The organism is Streptomyces sp. NPDC007205, from assembly GCF_040634095.1.
Classification (GTDB): Bacteria; Actinomycetota; Actinomycetes; order Streptomycetales; family Streptomycetaceae; genus Streptomyces.
In genome coordinates this window covers 426,264-448,292 of sequence record NZ_JBEYEW010000004.1, presented here as the reverse complement: position 1 = coordinate 448,292, position 22,029 = coordinate 426,264, and the positions used below count along the sequence as shown (strand labels likewise).

Here is a 22,029-nt window from a genome sequence, read left to right as displayed (position 1 = left end):
CTCAGCGGCCTCGGTCGAGGTGCGGCGCATCAGTCCGACGGCTGCTGCCCGCTTCGGGTATCGATGAGGATCTGTTCCGCCTGGCTGATGTTGTCGGCCCGGACTGCCTGGGCCATCGCGGCGCGGGCGGCGTCGGGTGTCGCGTTCGGCGGGACCACCAGGAGCGAGAAGAGGTCCCGGTCGCCCCGGGTGATCAGGACGGTGTCGTCACCCACCGGGAAGGAGTCGATGTGCACCACCCGGTCGTCGACGACGATCCGCGTCGGGAGCCCTTGCCAGGCCGCGGTGTCCAGCCCGACGCGGGTCAGGGGTCCCAGGTGCCGGGTGAGGGCGCTCAGCAGCGCGGGCAGCTCGGCCCCGATGTCGCGCGACCGCGGCCACCACGCACCGTCGAGGACGCCTTCCCGTGACGCTGTCGTCTCCAGCCTGAGCAGTGCACACCCCGGCCGCACGGCCTCATGGACGCCACTGGGCAGATGCCGGGGAACAGGGGGTGTGTCCGAGCTGGTCATGAGGACCACCCGTCTTCGGGAAACGGTGCGAACACGGGATTCGCCTCGCTCCTCCACGCTACTCCTGTGCCGCGGACGTGGGCGTCTCGCGTGCCCCCGTCCACGACAATGTCCATCACAATACTGCACCCCCGGGAACCAATATCTGTGGTCGCGACGTAAGAAATTGACGCGGCGCACGCTAAATATCCTGCGATCACAGGCGACGCGGAATGATTTACCGCGCAGCGCCGACGTCGACGTGCTACTGTCGTCGTCAGTTGCAGGTGTGGTTGCCAGAAGGTTTTTCCGACGGCTGATCATCACGGCGACACGGAATGCGCACAGGGCGTATTCCTGACACCGTCCCCGTAAGGAGAAACAAAATGGCTACTGGCACCGTGAAGTGGTTCAACGCGGAAAAGGGCTTCGGCTTCATCGAGCAGGACGGCGGCGGCCCCGACGTCTTCGCCCACTACTCGAACATCGCCACCCAGGGCTTCCGCGAGCTGCTGGAAGGCCAGAAGGTGTCGTTCGACATCGCGCAGGGCCAGAAGGGCCCGACGGCCGAGAACATCGTTCCCGCCTGACGCACCGGCACTGACGCATACTTCGCAGCTGGGGCCCGCACCTTGGGGTGCGGGCCCCAGCTCGCTTTATTCCCAGGGTGATTCGGCCCTGTCGTTTCCGGCTCGTTCTCGCGATTCTCTGCGCCGCTCATTCTGCTGCGGAAATTCCTTGATACGTGCCCGCATCGAGGAAGGTTCCACGTGAACCGCACACGTACCACTCGCGCACGCACCGATCGCACATACGACCGCTTCGGAGGAAATGCCGCCGCGGGCCGCTCCAGCGTTCCGCGCCGCTCCGGCGGTTACGGGAACCGACAGCCCGCGGGGGGCGAGTTCGCGCTGCCGAAGACGGTCACGCCCGCGTTGCCCGCTGTCGAGGCGTTCGCCGATCTCGCCATGCCGGCGCCGTTGCTGACCACGCTCGGCCATGAAGGCGTGACCGCACCGTTCCCGATCCAGGCGGCGACCCTGCCGAACTCCCTGGCAGGCCGTGACGTACTCGGTCGCGGCCGCACCGGGTCGGGCAAGACCCTCGCCTTCGGCCTCGCGGTACTGGCCCGTACGGCGGGCCGACGCGCCGAGCCGCGCCGGCCGCTGGCCCTGATTCTCGTCCCGACCCGTGAGCTGGCCCAGCAGGTCACCGACGCGCTCGCGCCCTATGCCCGATCCGTGAGCCTGCGGCTCGCCACCGTCGTCGGCGGAATGTCCATCGGCCGGCAGGCCGGTGCGCTGCGGGCCGGCGCGGAGGTGGTCGTCGCGACGCCCGGTCGGCTCAAGGACCTCATCGACCGGGGAGACTGCCGGCTCGCCGACGTCGGCATCACGGTGCTCGACGAGGCCGACCAGATGACCGACATGGGCTTCATGCCCCAGGTCACCGCCCTGCTCGACCAAGTGCGCCCCGAGGGCCAGCGGATGCTGTTCTCGGCCACCCTGGACCGCAACGTCGACCTGCTGGTCCGCCGCTACCTGACCGACCCGGTGGTGCACTCCGTCGACCCGTCGGCCGGTGCCGTCTCGACGATGGAGCACCACGTACTCCACGTGCACGACGCGGACAAGCACCGCACCACCACCGAGATCGCGGCCCGGGACGGCCGGGTCATCATGTTCCTGGACACCAAGCACGCCGTGGACCGGCTGACGAAGCACCTGCTGAACAGCGGTGTCCGCGCCGCGGCCCTGCACGGTGGCCGGTCCCAGCCGCAGCGCACCAGGACACTGGCGCAGTTCAAGGACGGTCACGTCACCGTCCTGGTGGCCACCAACGTCGCGGCCCGCGGCATCCACGTCGACAGCCTCGACCTGGTCGTCAACGTGGATCCGCCCAGCGACCACAAGGACTATCTGCACCGTGGCGGCCGTACGGCCCGCGCCGGGGAGTCCGGCAGCGTCGTCACCCTGGTGACCCCCGAACAGCGCCGCGGCATGACCCGGCTGATGGCTTCGGCCGGCATCACCCCGCACGTCACCCGGGTCCGCTCGGGCGAGGCGGAGCTGAGCCGCATCACAGGCGCCCAGACGCCCTCCGGCGTCCCGGTGGTCATCACCGCGCCTGTCGTGGAACGCACCCGCCGGGCGTCGTCGCCGTCCCGGAACCGCCGGCGCCGCACCGGCCAGGGCGGACCCGTCGGCGCGGGGGTGCACCGCAGGGCACAGCAGCGGCCCGGGAACGAGTCGGCTGCCTAGTCCGGCGCAGTCACCGGAGCCCGCGTGGCCTCCCGGGGCCGCACGGGCCACCGAGCCGACCAGCCCTTACCGAAGGAGACACCCTTGACGCCAGCGCGGACCCAGTACCGTATGCCGGACCCCGCCCCCGCGACCGTGGTCGAGGACACCGACGGGCAGGGGCCCCGGGTATGCGACGACATGACCGTCGAGGTGGCTCTGGCCGTCATGGCGGGTGCTCGGGTCGGATACCTGACCGTGTGCGACGGGGATGACCAGAGCACGGGTTCGATCACCCTGGTCCGGCTCGCCGTTCTCCGCGACAGTTCCACGTACACGGACCGGATCCGGCTGCGGGACGTCCTCGACGGATCGCTGCCCTCGCCCGGCGCCCGCTCCGGTGGCGTCGGCGGGTACGGCCGGGTTCCGGGCGTACCCGCCCTGTCGTGCTGATCCATCTCGCCCCGGGCGGCCCGTTCTCCTTCCCCCCACGACTTCTCCCCTGTGAGGCATCATGCGCTGCATCATCGCCCGGTACCCGTTCGACCTGACCAGGACGGGGGTGCTGGTCTCGATGAAGGGCGTCAGACCCGAGCTCGTCACGGGTGAGTCCGTGACCATCGGCCGCCGCCGCTATCCCGTCAAGCAGGTGGGCCGGGTCCTCACGCGACAGGACCCCCGTGACTTCACCGCAAGTGAAGTCACGCGGGCCATGACGCGCCTCGGCTTCACCTGCCACGACCGCCCCGAGGCCGCGCCCGTGGGCGGACCCACTCCGCTCGAAGCCGCGTCCGCACTGCTCGGCGGGACCGGCTCCGTGGCCGTATGAGGACGGGCGGGAAACCGCCCTCAGGATCCCGGTGGGGGTCCTGCCGACGCGCGTCGGCAGGGCCCCCACCGCTGTGTCGCCGTCCGCTCGGAAACCGCTGCCCGGGCAACGGGGCGGGGACGGCGTCTCACCGGTCGAAGTGGACGAGATCGCCTACGGTCCATGCACTGACGTCCTTGATCGCGACGCGGTACATACCGCCCGTCTCCGGGATCCCGAGGCTGCCCTGCAGGATCCGGGCGAGATGGAAGTGCAGATGCGTGGGCGCCTCGCCACGACCGGGCCGGCTCCCTCGCGGACTGCGGGCGAAGACGTCCGCGAACGGGCGGAGACGGTCCGAGTCCTTCAGGACCTCCGCCACCCGCTCCCTCCACACGGCCTCGGGAGCCAGCCGGCCGGTGATGACGGCACCGCCGACGACCACGGTCAGCGACATCTGATTGCTTCGCTCGGACTCCACCGCGGCGGAGATGGCGACGAGCAGCTCATCAGGGTTCGACATGACAGCAGAGCTTATTAGGCCCACCCGTATCAGGAACCGCCCGCGGGGCGTGTAGCGGTAGCGCGGGTGACGGGAGGCAGCTCACGAGCGACTGGTGAGCGCCGATCGCGGCAGGCGTCTTCGTCCACCGGAAGGATGAAATCTACTTTTGCCAGAGTAGACATTGCTGTCCGGCGTGGGTACGCTTCTTCTCGTAGACACGGTCGAACGAGACCCGCCAGACACGAACTGGCGGGTGGCTGAATACGAAGTACGCAGGTCAGTGCGGCTCTCGAGCCTCGAAGCCACAGTGTTCCCAGAGCGGTGACGGGACTGGGAGCCGCACTGGGCGGCTCGCACGTCGAGGAGCTGCCAACAGCAGTACCGGTTCAATCAGCGGTTGGTCCCGAAGGGACCCGAGAGGAAACGGAGGAGCAGACGCCATCAGGATCGCCCGGCCCGAGAAGCACTCGGCCCGGGTACCGCAAGACCCCGGAATGGATGGTGGTCCCCGGTCAAGCAGCTGCGATCCCCCGCTCCGCCCTGCCGGGCCGGGTAGCGGAAACAGAAGGTCGGCACAGCAGTAGGGCCGACAGATGGTGTTGAATTCCCTTCGGGGCCCTGGTGCCGTACGGCACTGGGGCCCCTCGACGCGTTACACAGCGAGGTGACATGACATCGGACAACCCTCTGAATGATCGTCTGGACGACGACGACTACCCCGCGTACACGATGGGCCGGGCAGCCGAGATGCTCGGCACCACTCCGGCCTTCCTCCGAGCGATCGGTGAAGCTCGTCTGATCACTCCGCTCCGCTCGGAGGGGGGACATCGCCGGTACTCCCGCTACCAGCTGCGGATCGCCGCCCGCGCCCGGGAACTCGTCGACAAGGGGACTCCGATCGAGGCTGCGTGCCGCATCGTCATCCTCGAGGACCAGCTCGAAGAAGCACAGCGCATCAACGCCGAGCACCGCCGGGCCACCAGCGGATCGGCGGGCAGTTCCGGCTCCGGCTGAACACACGGCGGGGCCGCCTCCGGAACGCCGTCCGGCGGCCGCCGGACGGGCCGAGGACAGCGTCGGTTTCGTAGCAGCGACGGATGACGCCGGGCCGCTCCCACACGTCCGGCGCACTCGGGCCAGCTCCTCCACGTCCGGCGCATCGGGCCGGCCCGACCAGGACGCCCTCGGCACAGGCACCGACCTGTACCGCCTTCCGGCCCGCGCCGTGAGGTACCGGCCACGCTCGCCGGCATCGACATCGGCCACTCGTCCGGCCCCCCCGGCAGCACCGACGACATCGCTCTCCTCGCCCTGCGCCTGCCCGGGCCCCGAACCGGGGGCGGGCCGTGACCGACGGCGGGGCGCTCACCCCTCCGGAGTCAGCATCAGAACGCGGAACGGGCCGGGCGGTACGGCCGTGAGGGTGTCGTCTCCGGCATCCTTCCACCCCCAGGAACGCAACGACTCAACGGCCACGTCGTCCCGGACGTCCACCAGCGTGACCCCGAGCGCGGCGCCCTGGTCGGCGAGCAGTCGCCGCTGCAGGCGCCGGGCAAGGTTCCAGGCGCGGGCCTGGTGCTCACGGCGCACGCGGGGCGGGACGACGATCCCGGAGACGACGAAGAGCCGCCCGGGGGCGACACGGCGGAGCAGACCGCCCCGAACGTGTCCGTCGAAGCCCGCCCACCACGGGCCGGCGCCGCCCGCGGGAAAGCCGTAGGCGCAACCGGTCAGGGCGGTGGTCTCCGCGATCAGCAACGAGAATCCAGGTCGTCGTGCGTCGGCCGCGAGACGGCACAGAAAGGCGGTACGCGCCTGGTTCCACGCCCATGGGCTGCCACCGGAGGTCTCCGCGTACAGATCCCCCAGTTCCTGGCGGCGGTCCTCCATCTGACTACGGGCCAGCTCACGGAGGCGTGCTCCCGCGCCGGGCGAAGGCCCCTGCTGCCGCTTCGGCCGACTCGGTGTGCGCGACTTGCCCGGTGCGGGGAGGTCCACGGTCGTCGGGAGAAGCATGAGCGCGGTCATCGGGCGAACCCTGCCCCGGGAGCGGTCCAGGACCGGCCCCGCGTCGTCGATCGCCGAGAGCGGCACCGTCGGGAACCGGTGCGCGGCCTGCCCCCGGTATCTCCACCGTACTCCCGGCCGAGGCCGCCATGGTGGCCCGGCGCTCGCCGACGACCACCGGCATCCGGTGCGGGGAACAGCACCGGCCTCAAGCGGGCGGTCGCCGCCCGCGGCCCAGGCCGGTTCGATGCGCCACCGGGGTCGGCAGGCGGCCGGACCGCTGACCGGCCGCGGCACGCACGGCCGCCCCTGCCCGGCATACCCTTCAGACGAGGGCCACCGCGGAAACGCGCCACGGCCCCGCACCGTCGCCCGGCGTCTCGGGCAGCAACCGCACGCCTGGTTGTCACCCGTCGCCTGCCAGGAGGTCCGTATGGAGCACGAGCCGTTGCCCCCCGAGGGCCACGCCGAGGTCCGCATCGTCGCCGCGACACCGGAGGTGGCCCGGCGCGTCGCCGAAGTGCTGCGCCGCTGCTTCGCCTCGACCGAGCAGCGCAGCTACCCCGCCGGCCGGGGAGAAGGGACCCGGCTCCATCTCACCCTCGACACCGGGCAGGCCGCGGAACCCGCACGGTCCTGGCTCGCGACCAGCGAGTCGACACAGGAGGCACAGGCACACGTCGATGAGGTGTGAGCCGGGCCCGTCAAGCGACGCGGATCCGCCGTCGCGCCCGCCACCGGACCGTCACCCTCGGAGACGGCAACCGCCTCGAAACTCCGCCGGGACAACCGGCAGACGGGCCCGCGACCGAGGTGAGGACAGAGCCGATACGGTCGCCCGACCGACCCGCCCCGCTTCCCCCCCGATCACAGGTAGCCTGACCGCACCGAGGGCATTTCGCGCAGCGCTACCGGCGGTGCCGTTCCCGGCGAGTGACGAAACGGGCAGTCGCCCGGCGACTCCCGGAACGGACCGCGCGATGGAACCCAGCGGAACACCGCCCGAAAGCGCGTCCACAGCCGACGCGCTGGAACGCGAACTGCCCGCCCTCATCAGCACGTTGGAGCCGCACCCGGGCGCCGCGATACGGGTCACCGTGGGCCCGCCGAATGGCCCGATGCCCCGCACGCGGTCATGGCGCACGGCCGCGTGATCGCCGTGGAGCCGGCCGGACCGGGAAGCGAGGCATACGTCATCTCGCTGGACTGCGGCACCGTAGGACGCTGGGTGCTGCTGGTCGCCCCTCCCGAGGAGCCCGCCGGAACGGCGGGCCGGCTGCTGGCCGCCGCGGCCGAGCCCGAGAACCCGCTGACCGCCTCGCGGATGCCGTCGCTCGCCGAGAGCGGACGCCTCCGGGACACGACAGGGGAGGCGGAATGAGGCACGCCACCCCGTGGGCGCTCACGGCCGGAAGAAGCAGCCGGCCTCAAGTCCCCGCTCCCCGCCTGCCGTTGGCCGTTCGAGGCGAGGTGTCCGCGCTCTTCGAGGAGTGCCGCATCGTCCACGCATACGGCGAACTGGACACACAGACCGTGGTGCCGCTGGTCCGTGCCGCCGAGGAACACCGTCCGGCCGAGGACGACGTACCGCGCCGAACCACTCGACAGGACACCTTCATGACGAACGACCGCCTACGGCCCCCACCGCCGGCCCCGCCCCTCCTCCGCCTCTACCTGGCGCCCGAGAGCACCCTGCCACGCCGTATCGACGGGGCGTGGTGGCCGCGCGCCTCCGGTCTCGCGGCAGAACTCGAGCAACTGCTCTGCGGCCTGCCCCGGGGCTGGGGCCGGATCGTCAGTGTCCTGGTGAACGGCACGGTGTGGGCCGGAGCACCGAGCCGCATGCTCGTCTGCGACCGGGTCGTCCGGCTGCGCGGGGCCACCCGGGCAAACGCGCCGAGCACCATCGTCCTGATGGCCCCCGGCCATGGGCGCAGGGACCTGCTGGTCCTGCCACCGCAGGCGACCGAGCGGGCCGCCGCATCGCTCCTGTCCGCCGCCGGTCTGACACCGGAACCGGGCCGCTCCCCGAGCTGAGTGGGGCCCGGGGGCGGAGGGAAATCTGTCACGGCGAGTGCATATCTCCATGCCTGCCGGAGTCAGGGTTGCCGCACGAGGCGGATGCTGGCGGACGCTTCGGAGCCCGGTGCCAGGCACGCCCGGGCCCCTCGCCGCGTCCCCGGACGAAGAAATGCGCCGAAAGCTGGACGGCCAGGACATGGATACCTGGTCTCGCCACCACAGAAATACACACCGGAACGGGATGAGAATTACCTGACGCTCCCAAAACGCGTGGCCGTTTCCATCCGGCCTGTGCTAGCGTGATATCAGTTGCAGTTTTGGTTGCCAGAGATTTTTTCTTTGCAGAGCTTTCCGGATCTTTCCGGAGGGGTGATCATCGCGGCGACTCGGCTCCGCAAAGTGCGGAGTCCGGCACTGCCCCCCAAGGGAGATTCAATATGGCATCTGGCACCGTGAAGTGGTTCAACGCGGAAAAGGGCTTCGGCTTCATCGAGCAGGACGGCGGCGGCGCTGACGTGTTCGCCCACTACTCGAACATCATCAGCAACGGTGGCTTCCGCGAGCTTCAGGAAGGCCAGAAGGTTAGCTTCGACGTCACGCAGGGCCAGAAGGGCCCGCAGGCCGAGAACATCGTTCCCGCCTGACGCTGACGCGATCGTCGCGAGCCAGTGGTTCGTGCATCACGTGGCTGGGGCCCGCACCCTTGGGGTGCGGGCCCCAGCCCATTGTTTTCCGCTTTCCGGATTATCAAGCGCGACGGCAGATGATGCGTCGTTCGCGGGTTGAAGACCGAAGGATGTGGCACCCGGCTTGTGGCGGGCCGGACGCGGGAACCGCGTCCCGTAGGGTTGATGGTTCGGCAATGAGCCGTAAGCCGCGCGAGGCCGGTACGACCCGCTCCCCCGGTTGTCGCCGCGAGGCTGCCCGGCGGCAACCGGGCGTGGCGTCGAGCCACACCCGGCGGTCCAGTGGTTCTTGCCCGTCCAGTGGTTCTTGCCCTCATCCGTAGGCGTCAGTGCACCCGGGCCGGTTCCTCGGCGGCCGACTCGGCCGCTGCGGCGATGTTGCGGATCATGCCGCCGAAGACCGCGGCGTGGAAGGGTGCCACGCCCCACCAGTACGCGTGCCCGGCCAGTCCGTGCGGATGGAACAGTGCCCGCTGCCGGTACACCGTGCGGCCCTGCGGATCCCGGTCGACGGCCATCTCCAGCCAGGCCAGGCCCGGCAGCCGCATCTCCGCCCGCAGACGGAGCAGCCGGCCCGGCTCGATCTCCTCCACGCGCCAGAAGTCCAGACTGTCGCCGACCCTCAGCCGGGTCGCGTTCCGGCGGCCCCTGCGCAGGCCCACACCGCCCACCAGCGTGTCCAGCCAGCCCCGCAGGGACCAGGCGAGCGGTGAGGAGTACCAGCCGTTCTCGCCGCCGATCGCCTCGACCACCTGCCACAGCGCCTGCGGCGACGCCGCGACCGTGCGCTCACGGTGATCCGTGTAGAGGCTTCCGCCCGCCCAGTCGGGGTCGGTCGGCAGCGGGTCGCTGGGGGCACGGGGAGTCGAGGCGGAGGACCACCTGGTGGCCACGTCCGCGTCCTGCACGCGCCTCAGAGCCAGCCGGATCGCCCGGTCGAGACCGACCGGTCCCTCCGGCGGGTCCGGCACGTGACGGACGATGTCCCGCTCGGTGCAGACCACCTCGTGCTTCAGCGACTCGACCAGCGGGCGCGCGAGAGCACCCGGCACCGGGGTGACCAGGCCGACCCAGAGGCTGGACAGCCGGGGGGTGAGCAGCGGAACAGGGACGATGACGCGTTTCGGCAGCCCGGCGACGACGGCGTACCGCCGCATCATCTCCTCGTACGTGACGATGTCCGGCCCGCCGATGTCGAAGGTGCGGTTCACGTCGTGCGGCAGCCGCGCGCACCCCACGAGCAGGCGGAGCACGTCACGGACGGCGATCGGCTGGATGCGGGTGCGCACCCAGCTCGGAGTCACCATGACGGGCAGCCGCTCGGTCAGATACCGCAGCATCTCGAAGGATGCCGAACCGGAACCGATGATCACCGCTGCTCGCAGTACGGCGGTCGGCACCCCCGAGGCCAGGAGGACGCGGCCCACTTCGGTGCGGGACCGAAGGTGGGGCGACAGCTCGTGCTCGGGTACTCCGGACGGGGTCAGCCCGCCGAGGTAGACGATCCGCCGGACCCCGGCGGCGCGCGCCTGCTCGGCGAAGATCCTGGCCGCGCGCCGGTCCGTCTCTTCGAAACCGCGCCCCGTGCCCAGCGCGTGCACCAGGTAGTACGCGACGTCCATTCCCTCCATCGCCGAGCGCACGGACTCCTCGTCCGTCACGTCTCCGCGCACGGCCTGCGCCTGCCCGGCCCACGGATGGTCCCGCAGCTTGCCGGGCGAGCGGGCCAGACAGCGCACGGAATGCCCGGCGGCCAGCAACTCCGGCACCAGCCTGCCGCCCAGGTAACCGGTGGCACCGGTGACCAGACAGCGCAGCGGCCTGTCCTCGTCGGTCGACCGGACCGCAGGAAACGTCATGGCTCTCATGCTCCCCGGGACGTGCCCCTCCCAAGGGCTCTGTCGATGCCCACCTGAGCCCATGCTTGGGTCCGGGGACGATTACCGCAACCGCAGCTGCTCCGGCCGGGGGCTGACACCGGCGTCGACGCCCGTACGCCAGCGTCATGGGCGAACGGCCACCAGCAGATCAACCAGGTAGGCCTCCTCGACCGTGCCAGCCGGGAAGGCCTCGCTCAGCAGTCTGCGTTCACCGGCGAAGAACGTACGTCGACGGGCCTCGTCCAGGACGAGGAACGCTGAGCGGCTGCCGATGTTGGCCAGGTGCGTGTCGAGGGAGACCACCCGGGTCCAGCGCGCCTGGCGGCGTGTGACCCGCAGACCTGTCAGGCCCGCCAGCCGGATGGCGTCGCTGTCGCCGGGGCGCGTGGCGGGCGCCGGTTCCGTCCCGCAGCAACGCGCGATGCGCTCGTGCTGCGCGCGGATCCACGGAACGTCGAAGGCCGTGGTGTTCCACCAGACCGCCAGCGCACCGGCTGGGCGCAGGACACGCAGCGCCTCCGGGACGGAGCGGGCCGGATCGGTCCACTGCCAGGACTGCGCGTACGTGACGAGGTCGCAGGAAGCGCCGGTCAGCGGCAGGGCGTTGCCGTCTCCACGTACGACCGGGACCTCCGGCAGCGCGGCGCGACACTCGCGCGCCATGGCCTCACCGGGCTCGACGGCGATCACCTCGGCGCCTCTCTCCTGCAGCAGTGCGGTGGCGATCCCGGTGCCCGCACCGACATCGGCGACACGGGCACCGGCCAGGCGGCCACCCGTGAGCTCCTCGATGGCGTCGAAGAGGGCAGGCGGATACGACGGCCGGCTGGCCGCGTACTGGGCGGCGGCCCTGTTGAACGACTGTGCGCGAGAGATGGCGGTCATCTCCCCATCATCGGCCCGCACCTGGGCGGCAAGAAACCGGTCACCGCAAACCCGGCCACCGCGTCGATCAGTGCCGTACGCCGCTCCTGGGGCTTTCTGGTACTCCTACCGGTGTTCGGGGTTTTCGTAGTCATGGCGGCAGCCGGCGTCCCAGGCGGTGCGCTGGTTGCCGTAGGCGGGGATGCCGCCGAGGTCCTTCAGCGCCCGGGCCAGGTGGAGCAGGTTCCAGGTCATGAAGGTGGTGTTGCGGTTGGTGAAGTCGTTCTCCGGGCCGCCCGAGCCCGGGTCGAGGTAGGAGGGGCCGGGGCCCGCCTCGCCGATCCATCCGGCGTCCGCCTGGGGCGGGATGGTGTAGCCCAGGTGCTGCAGGCTGTAGAGGACGTTCATGGCGCAGTGCTTGACGCCGTCCTCGTTCCCGGTGATCAGACAGCCGCCGACCCGGCCGTAATAGGCGTACTGGCCTGCTTCGTTGAGCAGGCTGGAGCAGGCGTAGAGGCGCTCGATGACCTGCTTCGTCACGGAGCTGTTGTCGCCCAGCCAGATGGGTCCGGCCAGCACGAGGATGTCGGCCGCCATGACCTGCCGGTACAGCTCCGGCCAGGCGTCCGTCTCCCAGCCGTGCTCCCTCATGTCGGGCCACACGCCGGTGGCGATGTCGTGGTCCACCGCCCGTACGACGTCGAGGTGCACACCCTGTGCCTCCATGATGGCGGTGCTCCGGTCGATCAGCCCCTGGGTGTTGCTCGTCTCCGGCGAGCGCTTGAGGGTGCAGTTGATCACCAGAGCCCGCAGGTCGTCGTACCGGGCCGGCGGTGCATCGATGGCGGGCGACGAAGCGGTCACACGGTCCTCCCATAGCCTTGCCGACGCACGGTGCGCGGCGGCGCGTCAAGCTCCCGGTCCAGCGTGCGGGCCGACCGCGACGGACGCCACTTGCACGCACTGCCGTGCGGTCCCCCGTTCGGAGGCGTTCTGCCATGGGCGCACGTCCGGCACCGTGAAAACAGGCCCGGCCCGGCGCGGCTGCACCGGGCCGAGCGACGGTCCGGGCCGCTTGTCTTCGACTTGTCTTCGACAACCGTGGTTACGTGCCGGCCCCGTCCAGCAGGGGCCCCGCCACGCTCGTGCGCTCCCGGAGAAGGGCCTCGGACCAGCGGCCTGCCTCGGCGCAGTCCTCGACACGGAGTCGACCTGGGCAGCCGCGCCGTTTCTTCGGCTGTTCGAGCAATTCCGGTCATCGTTTCGGGTGACTATCTGCGACGCCTTCATCCCTCGCGCATGTGCCGCGATGAAATGAGCCCCGTAATGATGCGGCCGGCCGCCAGTCAGCGACACCGGCTTCCCTCCCCACGCGGCGCCGGGCCGGCGCCGGATGAGAAAGGACACCGAATGCGCGTACTGCGCGCCTTCTCGGCGAGCGTCCTGGCGTCGCTTCTGCTGTTGATCGGCATCTCACCGGCCGCTGCCCGCGCCGACCTACCCCGTACGGGCAACGGAGTTCACTGCCCCACCACACACCGCAACCGCCAGACCAACGTTCCTCCGCCGACGGCCTATCAGCGCTACTACCACGACGACTGGCGGCTGGGACCGGCACACCTGCCCCAGACAGGCGCCATCGGCGCGATGCTGAAGGGCTATCACCGCACGGACGACACCTCCTCCTACTGGTTCCTCGGGTGCTACTGGCAGACGGACCCCCAGACGGCGAAGTCGGGCTGGTGGTATCCCGACAACCAGGGCTTCGTGCTGGAGAACGGCAAGCCGGTCAAGCATCCCGTGACGCTCCGCAAGGGCCAGCTGCTCGACCTCTTCGGCAGCGGTCTCGGCAACTTCCTCGCCCCGGCGGGCACGCCGTACGCCAAACGCGCGATCCCGCCGAACAATCTGGACACCTTCGCCCAGAAGTATCCGTTCAACTACCACCGCTACCGGGTCGAACAGCCGTTCACCGTCGAGGCCGGACCGATCCGGCCCTGGTTCGGCCAGCCCGGCCTGGGCCTGCAGTACGTGACGACCGACACGATCCCCGTGCTCGTCAACGCCTACAAACTGAAGGAACTGACGTAACCCGACGGCGTTCCATCCGGGACGGATCTGATGGACAGCGCAGAACTCGTCGAAAGACTCCGCGACGCGGGCGTTCCCGGGGCGTTCTACGAGATCGCCGGCATCCACGACGTACCCGTCGAGCCGGACGCCTACTACTTCCTGAGCCGTGAGGCGGATGCCTGGACCGTCGGCTTGCGCCAACGCTCCCAGGAAAGTGTCATACGGCGTTTCGGCACCGAAGCCGAAGCCTGCGAGTACCTCTACGACACGCTCACGCACCTGCCCCGTCCCTCATCAGAGGCCACGGAGCCCCTGGAGAGGCTCCTCGCGAACACCGAGGAGATCCAGCGGCAGGCATGGGAGGACTTCCATCGTGGCAGTGGAGCGGCCGACGACAGCTGAACCCCGGGGTGGTCCCTTCTGAAGCCACTGGTCAACTCCGTGTGCGGGCAAGGGTTTACGGCTCATTCCCAGGTGCAGCCGGCCCTTGACGCTGCACACTTGGACCATGTCCCGACGACACGATCTGGCACAGGAGATCCGCGCACTCTCCGCGGAGGAGGCTGTCCGGGCGCTGACGGTACTGGTGGAGGACCGCGGGCTGCTCGCCTCGGCCGAAGACATGCCCGTGACGGACGAGGAGTTACGGGACGCGTTGACCACGGCTGCGGCTGCGGGGGAGGTGCCTGCGCCGGACGGCTCATCGGCCGACGAGGGCGATGTGGCGCGCGCGGCGTTGCAACACGCCGCGGCGCGGCCGGACCTGGCGAGTGTGGCCGGTGAGGCCGTGGAGTACGCGCGGTCGCCGATGGACCGCCTCGACCCCGTGTCCGTCTCTGTCGGCGCCCTGGTCGTCACGCTTCTCCAGACGGAGGTCGTGGTCAAGCGCGATGAGCAAGGCAGATGGCGTCTGACCGTGCACAAGCGGGCCCTCCGGGACGCCGCGCTCGGCCGCCTGCTGACCGCGCTTCTGGCCCACCTCACCAACGGCAAGTAGGCCGGGGGCGAAGGTGCCGGTATCGGTGAGAGCGCCCTACACGTGGCGCTGCGAACAGTGTGACAGGCAGTGCCAGGCCCCGGTGTGGCACATAGTCGACGGCCGTGAGCGCGCCGACGTCGTGGAAAGCCCCGGTACGCCGGACGGGTTCGGCCCCGGCCTGTGCCGGGTGGACTGCCCCGGCTGCGGGACCCTGGCGTACATCGAGGCACCGCTGCTGGTCCTGCGGCCCGGGGCGACCGTACCGGTGTTGTTCGCGACCTCCGTCATGGATCTCCAGCAGGACGCCACGGCAACCGCGGCCGGCCTGCTGGCGCAGGCGGAGCGAGCGGGGGCCTTCCGCGGTACGGCGTTCGCCGGCCAGGAGATCGTCCCGCTGCCCCGCAGGCTGCTGCCCTTCGTGTTGATCCGTGACGTCGAGACGGACCTCGCGGACCCCGAGGCGGCGTGCCGGGAGCTGACGTCGTACGGGCCGCCGACGGTGGCCAACTACCGGTATTTCCTCCAGTGTGTGGCGCAGAACCTGGAGGAGACACGCGTCGGTGAGCTGCTGCTCGCGGTCACGGTGGCCATGCCGGACCGGCTCGCCGAGCTGGTCCGCGCGCACCCCGAGCTCACCGGCGGCACTCGGGTGCGTGACGCGGGGACCGAGGAGCTGCGCGCGGCCGTCGGCACGCCGTTGGAAGCGACGCTGCGCCTGCGCCAGCAGCTCCTGGACGATCTGTGCGGCGGCCGAGTGCCTGCGGGAACGGCGATCGGCCGCTACCGTGCGTCGCTGGGCGCCTTCGCCGACGACCTGCGGGCGCGGCTGCACACGATGTACGTCCAGGTGCGTACCGCCGACGGCCCGGACGTCATACCGCTCGCGCGTGAAGCGCTCGAACTCGCCGGGCACCTCGGCGAGGAGGAAGTGGAGACGGAACTCGCCGCCAGGCTCGGCGAACGTCTGGTCGTCGCCGTGCGCACCGGGTTCGCCGCCGATCTCTCCGAGGCGCTGCGTCTGCTGGAACTCGCCCCGACCCGCCTGCCCGAGGGGACCCTTCAGTGGGTCGAGGTGGCGAACAACCTCGCCGCCGCACAGCACCTTCGCGACGACGGGGACCGGCTGGAGTGCTGGGAGGCCGCCCGCGACCTGCTCGCCCGCGCCACCGCGTTGGACCGCCGGACCCACAGCGAGTTCTGGGCCCGCGTGCAGACCAACTACGGACTGCTGCTCGCCGAACGCCCGGGCGGTGACCGCACCGATCTCACTCTGGGCATCAGCCACGTCAGGGCCGGGCTGGAGGAACGGTCCCCCGAGCGGAACCGCGTCGACTGGGCCTACTCCCTGATCAACCTCGGCCTTCTGCTGTACCGGCGCGCCGAGCCGGGCGACGTGGAACAGGCGGAGCAGTGCTACCGGGACGCCCTGCACCGGTTGCGCCCGGACGATGAGCCCGTGCTGTGGTCGCAGCTGCAGTGCAACCTGGCCGACCTGCTGCTCTCGCGCGACCCGGCCGACCCGCGTGGCGCCCGTGAAGCGGCCACCGCGGTGCTCGCGTACGACGCCGCGCATCCGGGTCTCCTCGACACCAGCCGCGTCACGTGGCTCCTGGCACAAACCGCCGACCTGCTCGACGGGCCGGGCAGCGCCGAGAGCGTACGGCTGCGCCGCGCGACCCTGGCCGCCGTACCGCCCCATGTCTCCCCGTCCCTGCATCTCGCCGTCGCCCGGGAAGTACTCGACGCCCTCGCCGCGGCCGAGGACTGGGGCGGTGCGGCGGACGTCGCCTCGGACCTGCTGTCCGCCGTCCACGCGCTCTACGACGCGCAGGTCACCGCCGCCGGCCGCCGCAGCGTGCTCGCGCAGGCGAACGGGATCGCCCGCCGGACTGCCTTCCTGCTGGCCCGTGCGGGGCGGCCGGAACGCGCGGTCGAGGCAATCGAACGCGGTCTGGCCTGCGAGCTGTCGGTGGTGGCCGGGCGAGACGCGGTGGACCTGGAGGCGCTGGAGCGGGCCGATCCCGTCCTGGCCGACCGCTACCGGCGGGCACGCGAGCGGTACAGGTCCCTGGTCGCGGAAGCGCCCGCAGCCCCGGCCGGTGACACGGCCGCGGGACTCGTCGCCGCGGCGCAGACGCAGACGCAGACGCAGGCAGCGGCGGAGCGCGGTGTGCGCACGGTGGTCGAGGAGATCCGCGAGATCCCCGGTTTCGAGGGTTTTCTGCGCACCACCCGACTGACCGACATCGTCCGGGCCGCCGGCGGCATGCCGCTCGCCTACCTGGTGAACGCCCCCTGGGGCAGCTGTGTCCTGGTGATCCCGCGCGGCGCGCATGCGCTGGAGTCCGGCGACGGCCGAACAGGTGTCACACCGGCGGAACCTCTCGTGCGCGCCCTCTTCGTCCCCGAGGTGACCAGCACCACGATCGTCCACATGCTGGCGCTGGACCCGGAGGGCACCGGTGCGGGACTGCTGCTGGTTCAGCAGGCCGGCGCACTCAAGCGTCGTCGTCAGCTCCCGTCGGCCCTGGACAGGCTCCGAGGTCTCGCCCCGCTCCTGCGCCCCCTCGCCGAGCTCCTGGCGCAGGATCCGCGACACGAGGCAGTGGTCGTACCGACCGGCCTGCTGGGGCACGTCCCGCTGCACGCCGTACCGCTCGCCCCGGGGACGGACGGCCTGCTCGACGACCTCGGGACGCTGACGCTCGACGACCTCGGGACGCTGACCCTCGCCCCCTCGGCCGGCGCATACGCCGCCTCCCGTGCGGCCGGCACCCGGCCGCCGAAGCCCGTCCCGCGACTGGTGGCCGTGACGGACCCCGATGGTTCGCTGCCCGGTGCCCGCAGCGAATTCGCCGAGATCCAGGCACTGTTCGGGCCGTCCGGCGAGACCGTCCAGGCGATGGGGTCCGAGGCAACCGTCGGTTGGCTGCTCGACCGCCTCGCCGAGGCATCGCACGTTCATCTGAGCTGCCATGGCAGCGCCGACCTCGGCGGCCGGGGAGGATCACTGGCCCTCCACGACGGCCCGCTGGACATGGACACCCTGGTGCGACACCAACTCCCCTACTGCCGCCTCGTGGTGGCGGGCGCCTGCCAGTCCGGCCACTATGAGATCGTCGAGGCCCCCGACGAGTTCATCGGGCTCCCGGCCGGCTTCCTCCAAGCCGGCGCCGCCTGCGCGATCACCAGCCTGTGGCAGGTGAACGATCTGGCGACCGCGCTGCTGATGACGCGCCTGTACGAACTGCTCGCCCCCACCGGTCCCACGCCGGGGGAGCCGCCCACGTCCGCACTGCGCCTCGCACGGACCTGGCTGCGCCGTCTGACATGGGACGGACTCGCCGCGTACACCGCGGCCCACCCCCACCTGGCGGCCCTCACCGGTCGGTACGCCCAGCCGACGCACGACCGGGACGCGCGTCCCTTTGTCTCCCCCGTCCACTGGGCGGCGTTCGTCGCGTGGGGGGTGTGATCGCGCGGCCACCGAAGGCGCCCGGCGTCTCAGCCTCTGAGCCACCCAGTCTCTGAGCCACCCAGTCTCTGAGCGACTCAGTTTCTGAGCGTCGGGCCGAGCTCGTCGAGCGAGTAGAGGGCGACGGGCTGGACGGGCGATCGCGGTGCCCTGACCTCCATGACCGTGTAGCGTCCGCCGGCCAGTCCGGAGACGGTCACCGTGGCCGGTGAGCGTACCTCCCCGCCCTCGACGCAGCTGGGAACGCAGCTGACCTCCGCCACCCATCCCTGCGCACTGGCGGCGGGCTCGCCCCAGTCGCTCCAGGTCAGGTCCAGAAGCACGGCTCCACCGTCACCGCAGGCCAGCGTGAGCATGGTGGGCTCGGTCAGGGGCGCGCCACTGCAGTCGTCGATCACTCCCTGCTGTCTGGTCTGCTGCGTGGCGGGGGAGGTCGGCACCTGGCTGGTGGGCGCCGCCGGCTCGGTGGCCGGGTCCTGCTCCGGCGCCGACTGCTGTGGTGCTTCAGTGGGTTCTTCAGTGGGTTCTTCACTGGGTGCTTCCCGAGTCGGTTGCCACAGTGATGGCTGACTCGTCAGGGGCGCCTCGGCGGTGCGCATACCGCTGCCGTGTCCCGGCACCAGCGCCAGGATGACCGCGGTGATCGCACCGGCGAGGACCACGGCCATGCCGAGCGCCGCGAGACGGGACCGGGCCGGGCCGGGCGGGGACGAGAGCACGTCCGGGGCGTTCGGCGGCTCGGCCGGAGGAGCCGACCGCGGGGCGCGGCCGGTCGCGTCTGCCGGGCCGCCGGCTTGCCTGACGGCGATGAGTTCGTCCACCTCTCGCGGCCAGGCATACGGTGCGGGCGTGAGCGAACCCATGACGTCGAGCAGTTTCTGGGCGGTCGGCTGCGCGGCCGGCTCCTCGGCCAGGCAGACCGCGACGACTTGACGCAGTCTCACCGGGAGCGTGCTGATGTCGGGTGTCCGTGACGAGACGGGCGCGGCACCGGAGCGTCTGCCGGTGTACGCGGTGATCAGCAGCATCCCGAGGGCGACCAGGTCACCGGACGGCTCGTGCGGCCCGTCGTTCCGTCCCGGCGTGCGGGCCCGTCCGCTGCCACCAGCGGTCCTGTCGCCGTCGGAGCCGGTCAACCGCGGACCGTTCCCGGTCAGCAGCACATTGACGGGCCGGATGTCGCCATGGACGCGACCGGCTCGGTGCAGAACGGCCAGGGCGCCGGCCACCGCCGCGGCAATCCACAGCACCGACTCCTCCGGCAGCGCGCCGACGGCGTCGACAGCCTCGGCCAGCGAGGGCCCGGGGTCACCCGTGTCCAAGCGCTTCATCCTGTCCCCCTCAGAAGAAGTCCTGCAACGAGTCTGGCCGCATCCAACTCCCGCTACAAGGGGCCCCGCTGCCGCACCCAGCCACTCACCGACTCACACGTCCGTGTCACGGTTGGCCTTTCGCGCGTTCGCGCACCAGGAGGTTCTGCGTCCCCAGACCGATCGCCAGGTACGCGTACACCGACGCGGTCCCCAGCAGTCCGGCCCCGGCGGCGTGGTCGATCCAGAGGCCCAGCCCGATGTGCGCGGCCACCGAGGCGAGCCACAGTCCGGTCGTCGCAGCCGTCCCCTTGCGCAGCACCTCGCCCTGGGGATCACGCCAGATCCGTACGGTCCGGGCCCTGGCCATGCCGAATGCCGCCGCGACGGCCAGGCTGGCCACCAGGAGGACGACGGGCAGCGTGGTCAGCGGATGGTATTTGACGACCGAGGCGACGCCGAAGGTGATCCCCGCGGCACCCAGGACACCGAGGACGGCCGGCGTGATGAGCGAGCCGTAACGCCGCACCGGACGGGTGCGCAGCTGCTGTCGTATCACCAGGCCGACGACCACCAGGGCCAGGACGAGAGTGGCCCCTCCGTTCGTGTTGTGCATCTCAACTCCCCGTTACGGCACCGCCGTTCCGTGACGGCGCCGTACTGATCATTATGCGGTGGTGCTCAGTTTCGGGTGGTCGGTGTCGGGGAGCCAGTCCCGCTGGGGTGTGTACTCCAGCCAGCGCCGGGTGCGGCCGGCTTCGGCGAAGCCGCGCAGCAGGGTGTCGAGGAGGGGGTGCCTGGAGGACGCGCGCCAGGCCAGCGACCACGCGTACAGCGGTGTCGGCTCGACGAGCGGGATGCAGCGCAGGCCCGTGTGGTCCGGCAGCGGTGCGTCGGCGGGGAGGAGAGTGAAGCCCCCGGGGTCGGTGCGGATGTGCTGCGCCAGGTGGTCCAGGCCAAGATTGGGGCCGTCGTGCCGGCGCGTGATCCGGAAGGTGTCGGCGAAGCGGCGCAGGAAGTCCAGGCGGCTCAGCTCGGCCGGGCACCACAGGACGCTGTCGCACAGGTCGGCGGGGCGCAGTGCGGGTGCGCCGGCCAGCGGGTGGGACGGGCCGACCACCGCGTCGACGGGTTCCAGCCGTACCAGCCGCTGGGTGAGTCCCGCGTCCCGGCCGTCGGGCAGGGGGTGCACCCGGCCGAATCCCAGGTCCGTGTCGCCGCGCAGCAACGCCTGCGCGACGGACGGCCAGTCCCGTCCCGGGCCCGGCTCCCAGCGCACCGGGCCGAGTGCCTGTACGGCGTCGGCGACCGTGCGCATCGGCGCGTACAGATGACCCCAGGTGTCGATCCGTACGGCGGGTCCGGCGCCCGTCACCGTGGCGACCGCCCGTTCACCGGCCGCGAGTGCCTCGCGGGCGGCCGGCAGGAACCGCTCCCCCGCCTCGCTCAGCCGGATGCCGCCCTGGCGCTCGAACAGCCGGACGCCGAGCGTCTCCTCCAGCCGCGCGATGCGCTTGGACAGCGCCTGCTGGCTGGTGCCCAGCTCTTCGGCGGCCCGCCCGAAGTCGAGTGTCCCGGCGGTCGCGACGAAGGCGCGGACCAGGGCGAGGTCGAGATCCATGCCGCTGACCTTAGGCGACAACTCCGCGTTGTCGGGTGGGGGTTTGCGTTGTTGGCCGAGCCTCCGCGCCACGCGGTCGGATGGTCCCGGCAGACAGCACCGGGGAACGGCCCCGGGCCACCGAGGGGATGACCACGATGAAAGCCTTCGTACCGACCGGAGATCCCGCCGAGCCGGTCGTGCTCGCCGACGTCCCGGAGCCGGCACCGCGGCCCCATGAGGCGCTGGTGAAGGTCGAGGCGTTCTCGGTCAACCGGGGTGAGACGTTCAAGCTGGAGCGGCCCGCCCCCGGCGACCGTCCCGGCAAGGACATCGCCGGGCTGGTGGTGCAGCCGGCCGCCGACGGCAGCGGGCCGTCCGGGATCACGCGGGTCGTCGGCCATCCCATGGCGGGCGGCTGGGCGGAGTACGTGGCGGTGCCGGCCGACGCGCTCGCCGAGCTGCCGGACGACGTCTCCGTGCTCCAGGGCGCGGCGCTGCCGCTGGCCGGGCTCACCGCGCTGCGGCTGCTGCGCGGTGCCGGGCCGGTGCTCGGGCGGCGGGTCCTGCTCACCGGCGCCTCCGGCGGCGTGGGCCACTACGTCACCGAACTCGCGGCCGCCGCCGGGGCTCAGGTCACCGCCGTGACCAGGAACACCGAACGCGGCACCCGGCTCGCCGAGCTCGGCGCCGCCGAGATCGTCCACGACGTCGCCGACGCCCGGGGCCCGTACGACATCGTGCTGGAGTCGACCGGCGGAGCGGCCCTCCCCCTCGCGCTCGCGCGGCTCGCCAGGCGCGGCACGCTGATCTGGTTCGGGCAGGCCGGCCGCACACCGGCGACGCTCGACTTCTTCGACTTCTTCACCGGCCCCGAGTCGGCCGTCATCCGTCACTTCCACTACCTCGACGCGGACACGCGCCTCGACGACGACCTGGCGGCGCTGGTCCGGCTGACCGCCGAGGGCCGGCTGCACCCGGAGATCGGCCGGGTCACGGACTGGGCCGACACCGCGACCACGCTGACCGACCTGCGCGACCGCCGCATCCGCGGCAAGGCCGTCCTCACCCTGTCCTGACAAGCGAAGG

At 71.3% G+C, this 22,029-nt stretch carries 23 protein-coding genes; 14 read left to right on the top strand and 9 right to left on the bottom strand.

The genetic code is table 11. The features are described 5' to 3' along the window. Window positions 1-29 precede the first annotated feature (29 nt). Window positions 30-512 carry a DUF5994 family protein gene (locus ABZ624_RS10830; RefSeq protein ID WP_360085097.1) on the bottom strand — a complete coding sequence of 161 codons (483 nt, stop codon included), beginning with the start codon at window positions 510-512 and terminating at the stop codon, window positions 30-32. Between the two features lie 365 nt (window positions 513-877). Between ABZ624_RS10830 and ABZ624_RS10825 the strand changes: the two genes are divergently transcribed. From ABZ624_RS10825 to ABZ624_RS10810, 4 genes are all read left to right on the top strand, one after another. Continuing rightward, a complete protein-coding gene (locus tag ABZ624_RS10825) occupies window positions 878-1,081 on the top strand; it encodes a cold-shock protein (RefSeq protein WP_030648194.1) in 204 nt (67 codons plus the stop codon). A gap of 180 nt (window positions 1,082-1,261) precedes the next feature. Continuing rightward, window positions 1,262-2,752, top strand: coding sequence for a DEAD/DEAH box helicase (locus ABZ624_RS10820; RefSeq protein WP_360085094.1), 1,491 nt, complete (start codon window positions 1,262-1,264; stop codon window positions 2,750-2,752). 111 nt (window positions 2,753-2,863) lie between these two features. Beyond that, on the top strand, window positions 2,864-3,184 hold the full coding sequence (locus tag ABZ624_RS10815) for a CBS domain-containing protein (protein ID WP_360085217.1): 321 nt from the start codon (window positions 2,864-2,866) through the stop codon (window positions 3,182-3,184). Between the two features lie 61 nt (window positions 3,185-3,245). After that, complete coding sequence (locus ABZ624_RS10810) at window positions 3,246-3,560, top strand: SCO5918 family protein (RefSeq protein WP_360085091.1); 315 nt, start codon at window positions 3,246-3,248, stop codon at window positions 3,558-3,560. Between the two features lie 127 nt (window positions 3,561-3,687). Here the strand turns inward: ABZ624_RS10810 and ABZ624_RS10805 are convergent, their stop codons facing one another. Continuing rightward, a complete protein-coding gene (locus tag ABZ624_RS10805; RefSeq protein WP_360085088.1) occupies window positions 3,688-4,062 on the bottom strand; it encodes a hypothetical protein in 375 nt (124 codons plus the stop codon). Between the two features lie 651 nt (window positions 4,063-4,713). Here ABZ624_RS10805 and ABZ624_RS10800 point away from each other — a divergent pair. Beyond that, entirely contained in the window at window positions 4,714-5,058 is a 345-nt protein-coding gene (locus ABZ624_RS10800; protein ID WP_360085085.1) for a MerR family transcriptional regulator, read from the top strand. A 351-nt stretch (window positions 5,059-5,409) separates the two neighbouring features. Here ABZ624_RS10800 and ABZ624_RS10795 read toward each other — a convergent pair whose 3' ends face one another. Beyond that, window positions 5,410-6,072, bottom strand: coding sequence for a hypothetical protein (locus ABZ624_RS10795; protein WP_360085082.1), 663 nt, complete (start codon window positions 6,070-6,072; stop codon window positions 5,410-5,412). A gap of 412 nt (window positions 6,073-6,484) precedes the next feature. Between ABZ624_RS10795 and ABZ624_RS10790 the strand changes: the two genes are divergently transcribed. The 4 genes from ABZ624_RS10790 to ABZ624_RS10775 all read left to right on the top strand — a co-directional run bounded on the left by ABZ624_RS10790 (window position 6,485) and on the right by ABZ624_RS10775 (window position 8,717). Continuing rightward, the gene (locus tag ABZ624_RS10790) at window positions 6,485-6,745 is read left to right on the top strand and encodes a hypothetical protein (protein ID WP_360085079.1); all 261 of its coding nucleotides are present in this window, start codon (window positions 6,485-6,487) and stop codon (window positions 6,743-6,745) included. 441 nt (window positions 6,746-7,186) lie between these two features. Continuing rightward, window positions 7,187-7,432 (top strand): hypothetical protein, encoded by a 246-nt coding sequence (locus tag ABZ624_RS10785; RefSeq protein ID WP_360085076.1) that lies wholly within the window; start codon window positions 7,187-7,189, stop codon window positions 7,430-7,432. Further along, window positions 7,429-8,088, top strand: a complete 660-nt coding sequence (locus ABZ624_RS10780; protein WP_360085073.1) for a DUF5994 family protein — start codon at window positions 7,429-7,431, stop codon at window positions 8,086-8,088. The genes ABZ624_RS10785 and ABZ624_RS10780 overlap by 4 nt, the downstream gene beginning before the upstream one ends. A gap of 422 nt (window positions 8,089-8,510) precedes the next feature. Next, a complete protein-coding gene (locus tag ABZ624_RS10775) occupies window positions 8,511-8,717 on the top strand; it encodes a cold-shock protein (protein WP_067116135.1) in 207 nt (68 codons plus the stop codon). A gap of 368 nt (window positions 8,718-9,085) precedes the next feature. Here ABZ624_RS10775 and ABZ624_RS10770 read toward each other — a convergent pair whose 3' ends face one another. The 3 genes from ABZ624_RS10770 to ABZ624_RS10760 all read right to left on the bottom strand — a co-directional run bounded on the left by ABZ624_RS10770 (window position 9,086) and on the right by ABZ624_RS10760 (window position 12,367). Further along, the gene (locus ABZ624_RS10770) at window positions 9,086-10,618 is read right to left on the bottom strand and encodes an SDR family oxidoreductase (RefSeq protein WP_360085070.1); all 1,533 of its coding nucleotides are present in this window, start codon (window positions 10,616-10,618) and stop codon (window positions 9,086-9,088) included. 144 nt (window positions 10,619-10,762) lie between these two features. Further along, window positions 10,763-11,524: a class I SAM-dependent methyltransferase gene (locus tag ABZ624_RS10765; protein ID WP_360085067.1), complete on the bottom strand. Its 762-nt coding sequence runs from the start codon at window positions 11,522-11,524 to the stop codon at window positions 10,763-10,765. Window positions 11,525-11,629: 105 nt separating this feature from the next. Further along, window positions 11,630-12,367 (bottom strand): flavodoxin family protein, encoded by a 738-nt coding sequence (locus ABZ624_RS10760; RefSeq protein WP_360085064.1) that lies wholly within the window; start codon window positions 12,365-12,367, stop codon window positions 11,630-11,632. 546 nt (window positions 12,368-12,913) lie between these two features. Between ABZ624_RS10760 and ABZ624_RS10755 the strand changes: the two genes are divergently transcribed. The 4 genes from ABZ624_RS10755 (at window position 12,914) to ABZ624_RS10740 (ending at window position 18,030) form a co-directional block, all read left to right on the top strand. After that, window positions 12,914-13,594 carry a TNT domain-containing protein gene (locus ABZ624_RS10755; RefSeq protein ID WP_360085061.1) on the top strand — a complete coding sequence of 227 codons (681 nt, stop codon included), beginning with the start codon at window positions 12,914-12,916 and terminating at the stop codon, window positions 13,592-13,594. A 30-nt stretch (window positions 13,595-13,624) separates the two neighbouring features. Next, window positions 13,625-13,978: a hypothetical protein gene (locus tag ABZ624_RS10750; protein WP_360085058.1), complete on the top strand. Its 354-nt coding sequence runs from the start codon at window positions 13,625-13,627 to the stop codon at window positions 13,976-13,978. 106 nt (window positions 13,979-14,084) lie between these two features. Continuing rightward, window positions 14,085-14,573: a hypothetical protein gene (locus ABZ624_RS10745; RefSeq protein WP_360085055.1), complete on the top strand. Its 489-nt coding sequence runs from the start codon at window positions 14,085-14,087 to the stop codon at window positions 14,571-14,573. Window positions 14,574-14,655: 82 nt separating this feature from the next. Beyond that, window positions 14,656-18,030 carry a CHAT domain-containing protein gene (locus tag ABZ624_RS10740; RefSeq protein WP_360085052.1) on the top strand — a complete coding sequence of 1,125 codons (3,375 nt, stop codon included), beginning with the start codon at window positions 14,656-14,658 and terminating at the stop codon, window positions 18,028-18,030. A gap of 77 nt (window positions 18,031-18,107) precedes the next feature. On the opposite strand, the gene ABZ624_RS10735 is transcribed toward ABZ624_RS10740, so the two are convergent. From ABZ624_RS10735 to ABZ624_RS10725, 3 genes are all read right to left on the bottom strand, one after another. Then, on the bottom strand, window positions 18,108-19,361 hold the full coding sequence (locus tag ABZ624_RS10735) for a hypothetical protein (RefSeq protein ID WP_360085049.1): 1,254 nt from the start codon (window positions 19,359-19,361) through the stop codon (window positions 18,108-18,110). Between the two features lie 106 nt (window positions 19,362-19,467). After that, window positions 19,468-19,956: a hypothetical protein gene (locus ABZ624_RS10730; RefSeq protein WP_360085046.1), complete on the bottom strand. Its 489-nt coding sequence runs from the start codon at window positions 19,954-19,956 to the stop codon at window positions 19,468-19,470. A 51-nt stretch (window positions 19,957-20,007) separates the two neighbouring features. Continuing rightward, on the bottom strand, window positions 20,008-20,961 hold the full coding sequence (locus ABZ624_RS10725) for a LysR family transcriptional regulator (protein WP_360085043.1): 954 nt from the start codon (window positions 20,959-20,961) through the stop codon (window positions 20,008-20,010). A 137-nt stretch (window positions 20,962-21,098) separates the two neighbouring features. Between ABZ624_RS10725 and ABZ624_RS10720 the strand changes: the two genes are divergently transcribed. Beyond that, the gene (locus ABZ624_RS10720; RefSeq protein WP_360085214.1) at window positions 21,099-22,019 is read left to right on the top strand and encodes a zinc-binding dehydrogenase; all 921 of its coding nucleotides are present in this window, start codon (window positions 21,099-21,101) and stop codon (window positions 22,017-22,019) included. The last annotated feature ends 10 nt before the right edge of the window (window positions 22,020-22,029 follow it).